7 protein-coding genes are annotated in these 5,864 nt (G+C 66.9%); 6 read left to right on the forward strand and 1 reads right to left on the reverse strand.

All coding sequences use genetic code 11. The features are described 5' to 3' along the window. Window positions 1-304, forward strand: a 304-nt coding sequence (locus C666_RS18200) for a hypothetical protein (protein ID WP_004347465.1), incomplete at its 5' end; no start/stop codon positions are given. Continuing rightward, window positions 276-932 (forward strand): response regulator transcription factor, encoded by a 657-nt coding sequence (locus C666_RS18205; protein WP_004347467.1) that lies wholly within the window; start codon window positions 276-278, stop codon window positions 930-932. The genes C666_RS18200 and C666_RS18205, both read left to right, overlap by 29 nt. A 4-nt stretch (window positions 933-936) precedes the next feature. Here the strand turns inward: C666_RS18205 and dksA are convergent, their stop codons facing one another. Further along, on the reverse strand, window positions 937-1,365 hold the full coding sequence (dksA, locus tag C666_RS18210; protein ID WP_004347469.1) for an RNA polymerase-binding protein DksA: 429 nt from the start codon (window positions 1,363-1,365) through the stop codon (window positions 937-939). Between the two features lie 278 nt (window positions 1,366-1,643). On the opposite strand from dksA, the gene C666_RS18215 reads away from it, so the two are divergent. From C666_RS18215 to C666_RS18230, 4 genes are all read left to right on the forward strand, one after another. Continuing rightward, window positions 1,644-2,519, forward strand: a complete 876-nt coding sequence (locus C666_RS18215; protein ID WP_004347470.1) for a hypothetical protein — start codon at window positions 1,644-1,646, stop codon at window positions 2,517-2,519. 118 nt (window positions 2,520-2,637) lie between these two features. After that, window positions 2,638-3,954, forward strand: coding sequence for a methyl-accepting chemotaxis protein (locus C666_RS18220; RefSeq protein WP_004347473.1), 1,317 nt, complete (start codon window positions 2,638-2,640; stop codon window positions 3,952-3,954). Between the two features lie 224 nt (window positions 3,955-4,178). Continuing rightward, on the forward strand, window positions 4,179-5,090 hold the full coding sequence (locus C666_RS18225; protein ID WP_004347475.1) for a DMT family transporter: 912 nt from the start codon (window positions 4,179-4,181) through the stop codon (window positions 5,088-5,090). 61 nt (window positions 5,091-5,151) lie between these two features. Continuing rightward, a complete protein-coding gene (locus tag C666_RS18230) occupies window positions 5,152-5,745 on the forward strand; it encodes a class I SAM-dependent methyltransferase (protein ID WP_004347477.1) in 594 nt (197 codons plus the stop codon). The last annotated feature ends 119 nt before the right edge of the window (window positions 5,746-5,864 follow it).

A 5,864-nucleotide genomic window follows, 5' to 3' on the forward strand; every position in this document is an offset into this window, starting at 1 on the left:
GCCGGCGCCGTGGCCCGACTCACTGCCGCCGGCCGCCGGGGGCGAAGCCGGCCTGCCCGCTGCGCCCACGCCGCCCGACCTGTCGGGGCTGTCCGCGCGCATCCGCGCCGAACTGCGCGACTTCGCCGACCTCGGCCACCTGCAGGGCCTGATCCGCCGCCTCGACGAACTCGAGGTCCTGGACCCCGAGCTGCGGGCGCCGCTGGCCTCGCTGCGCGCGACGACGCTGGCGCTGCGCTTCGACACCCTGGTCCAACTGCTGGATGAAACCGCCGATGACTGCCCAACCGCCCCCGCCGCCTGAACGCGCGGTCGTGCTGCTGATCGACGATGCGCCCGATACCGTGCGCATGATCGCCGAGGCGCTGGACGATGCCGGCTACACCGTGCTGGTGGCCACCGACGGCGCCACCGCGCTGAAGCGCATCGAGCGCGTCATCCCCGACGCGGTGCTGCTCGACGCCTGCATGCCCGGCATGGACGGTTTCGAGACCTGCCGCCGGCTCAAGCAGGCACCGGGGATGCGCACCGTGCCGGTGATCTTCATGACCGGGCTGGCGGAAACCGAGCGCCTGGTCGAGGGCCTGTCGGCCGGCGGCATCGACTACCTGGTGAAGCCCGTCGTGCCCGACGAACTGGTCGCCCGCCTGCAAGCCCATCTGCGCGTGGCGCGCGAGATGAACGCGGCGATGCGTGCCCACGGCGGCGGCGATGCCCCGCCGCCGCCCGGCCTGCTCCCCAACCCGCTGACCCAGCGCGAGATGGATGTGCTGGAGTGGGTGGCGCGCGGCAAGACCAACCGCGACGTGGCCGAGATCCTGAACATGAGCCCGCGCACCGTGAACAAGCATCTCGAGCACATCTACGAGAAGCTGGGGGTGGAAACGCGCACCGCGGCCGTCGCCCAGTTCGCGCGTCTCGCCCGCGACTGAGTGCTCAGCCGCCCTGCATCTTGCGCCGCGCCTCGTGGATCTCCTGCGCCTCGACGCTCAGTGTGGCCGTCGGCCGTGCCAGCAGGCGGGGAATGCCGATCGGCTCGCCAGTGTCCTCGCACCAGCCGTAGCTGCCGTTGTCGATGCGGACCAGGGCTTCGTCGATCTTGTGCAGCAGCTTGCGCTCGCGGTCGCGTACCCGCAGTTCGAGGGTGTGGTCTTCCTCCAGCGAGGCGCGGTCGGAGGGGTCGGGCGTGCTCTCGAACTCCTGCAGGTGCAGCGTGGTGCGGTGGGCCGACTCCAGCAGCGTGTCGCGCTCGTGGATCAGCCGGGCGCGGAAAAAAGCCAGTTGCCGGGCGGACATGTAGTCATCGGGCGGGGCCTGGCGAATCTCGGTTTCGCTCGGCAGGGTGTCGGTGGCGCTTGCGTTCATTGTCCATTTCCTCCTTCTGGCTGCGCCGCGCGCCGAACCGGGGTTCGTGCGCCGTGCGGTCGAATGGCTCCGTCAACATACACGTCTATCGCGTCGAGCGGCTGTGCGAAATGCGGCACGCTATCAGGCTGGGCTGATGAGCGCTATCACGCCTGCGCGATTTCCGGCCCCGGGGCGTGCTGTTAACGTGAAAGAGCGCACACCGGATCGTGCGACGGCCGTCCGCTCCGATCCTGCCTTCGCGTTCTTTTCGAGACATCCACACCCCGGAGCCAAAAATGACAACGATATCTCCCCGCTGCAAGCAGCTTGCCCTGACCTGCGCCTGCGCCGCCCTGCCGTCCCTGGCGCAGGCGGCCACCTGGAGCGACACTTTCATCGGCTACCGTTACGGTACCGACTTCCACGAGCCCAACAATGGTGAGGACGTGCGCAAGCACGTGCTGCAGTTCACCCATGCCAGCGGGCATTCGGTGGGCCAGCACTTCGTGAACCTCGACGTCTTCCAGTCCGACGACAAGGACCCGACGCAGCGCGGCGGCAGCACCGGCGCCACCGAGTTCTACCTGACCTACCGCCACCAGTGGCACCTGGGCAAGATCCTCGACAAGAACCTCGCCTTCGGTCCGGTCAAGGAAGTGGCGCTCACCGCCGGCTTCGACCTCAACACCAAGAACACCACCTTCGCGCCGCGCAAGCGCCTGCTCGTCATCGGCCCGACGCTGAAGTTCGATGTGCCCGGCTTTCTCGACGTCAGCCTGCTGTACGGCCGCGAGTGGAACCACTGCGGCCTGGGCGCGCCGGCCTGCCCGAAGAGCGACATCGCCTTCGACCCGCAACTGATCCTGAGCACGGCCTGGGGCATCCCGTTCAGCGCCGGTCCGGTGCCGCTGAAGTTCCAGGGCTTCATCAACGTCATCAGCGAAAAGGGCAGGGACTATGCCGGGGTTCGGACCAAGACCGAAACCCTGATGCGCACCTCGCTGATGGTCGATGTCGGGCAGATGGCCTGGGGCAGGAAGAACACGTTCCTGATGGGCGTGGGCTACGAATACTGGCGCAACAAGTTCGGCAACCATGCCACTGCTGCGGGCGTGCAGAAGCCGGGTATCGACACCAACGCGCCGATGTTCCAGATGGAGTTGCACTTCTGAGGATGTCCGCAGCGACCTGAACGGAAACGGGGCGCTTGCCCCGTGATGCCGTTGACAGACCTCATGGGGTGGATGCTGCCTCCGCGTTCCATTCATTACATACTGCGAGACGAACACCATGTTCAACAAGAAGATCAAGATGTTGGCGGAAACGCTGCGGCAGGAAGCGACACGGCAAGGCGCGCTGGTTGCTGCGATAGATCGCTCCACCGCGCGTATCGAATTCACTCCCACTGGTGAAGTCGTTTTCGCCAATGACGTTTTTCTGCGCACGATGGGCTACTCGTCCGATGAGGTCGTCGGCAAGAGCCACGGCATGTTCTGCGAACGTACGCTGGTCGAGTCGCCCGAGTATTCCGCGCACTGGGATCGGCTCGCGCGGGGCGAATTCGTGGCGGGACGCTTCAAGCGGATCAACAGGAACGGCGGCTCGGTGTGGCTGGAGGCGACCTATAACCCTGTGTTCGGCGATGGGCGCAAGGTGATCGCGGTGGTCAAGCTTGCCACCGACGTGACCCGCCTGGTGGCAGAGGAGAACGAACGCAAAGGCCTGCTGGATGCGATCGGCCGCTCGATGGCGATGATCGAATTCGAGCTCGATGGAACCGTCATCCAAGCCAACGACAACTTCCTCGCGGTGATGGGCTACTCGCTCGGTGAGATCAAGGGGCAGCACCACCGGATGTTCTGTGAGCCTGGAACCGAGGCCAGCCCGGACTATGCTTCCTTCTGGAAGCGACTGCGGGGGGGAGAATTCCTCTCCGATCAGTACAAGCGTATTGGCAAGGGAGGGCGCGAGGTCTGGCTGGAGGCCAGTTACAACCCGATCATGGGCGCGGATGGCAAACCGGTGCGGGTGGTCAAGTTTGCCGCCAACATCACCGAGCGCATCAAGCGGATCGAGCGTGAGGTCAATAACTCGCAGGAAGCGCTCGAAATCGTTTCCCATAATGCCAAGCTGTCCGAACAAGGGGCGATGGTGATCGAAGGCGCGGTATCCAAGATGACCTCGATAGCCGACAGCGCCAACTCCGCCGCTGCGGTGATCGGAGATCTGGCTCGACAGTCCGAGCAGATTACCTCGATCGTCAACACGATTCGCGAGATTGCCGATCAGACCAATCTGCTTGCGCTCAATGCCGCCATCGAAGCGGCGCGCGCGGGAGAGCAAGGACGGGGGTTTGCAGTCGTGGCTGACGAGGTGCGCAAGCTCGCCGAACGAACGTCCAACGCGACCGCCGAGATTTCCGGGATGATCGGCAAGGTTCAGGCGGGCACGCGCTCGGCCATTGGCGGCATGAGCGCGACTCAGTCGCTCGCTGGTGAAAGCGTGACGCTGGCGCACGAGGCGGGCGAAGCGATCCGCTCCATCCGCGAAGGCGCGTTCCGAGTGGTTGACGTAGTGCAGAACTTCTCGTCGATGCTCCGTCATTGAGGCGTGTAGCGCCGCAGACTGCCGGCAAAGCCCTCATAATTTGTCGATAGTCACCGCGGCGCACGTTTCCGCGGCTTGGTCCAGATATGGGGTCAGTGCCTGGTTTTCGTTGTAGGCTTGGTGCTTGGACAGGGCTCGGTGCTCAACCTTCAGCCGATCATGAGGGGGAGCGCACCTGCCACGATGCGGCCCCTGCGGCTGCCGGCTCCGAGGAGACGTCGTCGATGAATGGTAACGAGCGCGCGGCGGCATCGCAGGATCCCGCCGGGGCGGAAAGCCGCGGAATCATGCTCATCGTCGTGCTGACGGTCGGCACCATGCTGGCTTTCGCGGCCAATTCGCTGCTCACTCGGCTGGCGCTGCAGACGACGGCCATCGACCCTGCGTCCTTCGTCCTGGTTCGTCTCGCCTCGGGCGCGGGCATGCTGGCGCTGATCGTGATGCTCCAGCGCCTCAAACTGCCGCCGTTGCGGAAATCGTGGCTGTCTGCCTTGCTGCTGTTCATCTATGCGGTGGCTTTTTCCTTCGCCTATCGCAGTATCGATACCGGTGCGGGTGCGCTGCTGCTGTTCGCCAGCGCGCAGTTGACGATGATTGCCTACGGCTATGCCCGCGGTGAGCGGGCCAGCCTGCCGGGCGCGCTGCTGGCGATCGGGGGGCTGGTGGCCTTCCTTGCGCCGGGCGCGTCCGCGCCGGCGTTGCTGCCCGCCGGGCTGATGATGATCGCCGGCATTGCCTGGGGTGGCTTCTCGCTGCTGGGGCGCTTCAGCCAGGACACGCCGGTGGGCAATACCGCCAGCAGTTTCATTTGGGCCTTGCCGCTGGCGCTCGGCCTGATGTTTCTGCAGCGCGATGCCATCCAGATGGACGGTACTGGCGTGTCTTACGCGCTGTTGTCCGGTGCCTTGATGTCGGGACTCGGCTATGCCGTGTGGTACTGGGTCAGGGTGCGCATGACCGCCATCGCGGCCGGCTCGGTGCAACTGAGCGTGCCGGTGCTCAGCGCGCTGCTCGGCATGCTGGTGCTCGGCGAACAGCTGGGCGTGGAACGCTGGCTGGCAGGCACCGCGGTGCTGGCCGGTGTGGCGATCATCACGCTGTCGGCGTCCCGGCGTGCCGGACAGCGCAAGGGCTGACGCCCCCCGGCCCGCATCCGCCGCCTGCCCGGTGTGCCGGGCGGGCGGGGCGCGCCCCTTCATGCACGTCGAAGGGCGGGACTATCTGCGCTGCGTGGTCTGCGAGGCGACCTTCCTGCTGCCCGCGCAGCGCCCGGCGGCGGGTGCCGAGCGTGCGGAATACGAACTGCACCGCAACCACCCCGCCGACCCCGGCTACCGCCGCTTTCTCGGCCGCCTCGCGGCGCCGCTGCTGGCCCGGCTGGCGCCGGTGAGCACGGGGCTGGACTACGGCTGCGGCCCCGGTCCGGCATTGGCGCCGATGCTGCGCGCGGCCGGGCACGCGGTGGCGCTGTACGACCCTTTCTTCATGCCGGACGCCGCCGCGCTGGCACGGACCTACGACTTCGTCACCTGCACCGAGGTGGCCGAGCATTTCCACGATCCCGCGCGCGAGTTCGCCCGCCTCGACGGCCTGCTGCGCCCCGGCGGCTGGCTGGCGGTGATGACCTGTTTCCAGACCGACGATGCGCGTTTCGCCCGCTGGCATTACCGCCGCGACCCGACCCACGTCGTGTTCTACCGCGAAGCGACGTTCCGGCACCTGGCCGGGCATTTCGGCTGGCGCTGCGAGGTGCCGTGCAAGGACGTGGCGCTGCTGAATAAGCCGCGCTAGCGCGCCGGGGCGCAATCCGGGGCGTCCACGCACCGTCGGGGGGCACGCCGCCCGCGCTGCACCCCGATGGTGCGCCGCGGCCGCTTCGTCCGCCACCGGGCTGCCCGCATCCGCCCGCC

The sequence above is a fragment of the Thauera linaloolentis 47Lol = DSM 12138 genome (genome assembly GCF_000310205.1).
Taxonomy (GTDB): Bacteria; Pseudomonadota; Gammaproteobacteria; order Burkholderiales; family Rhodocyclaceae; genus Thauera; species Thauera linaloolentis.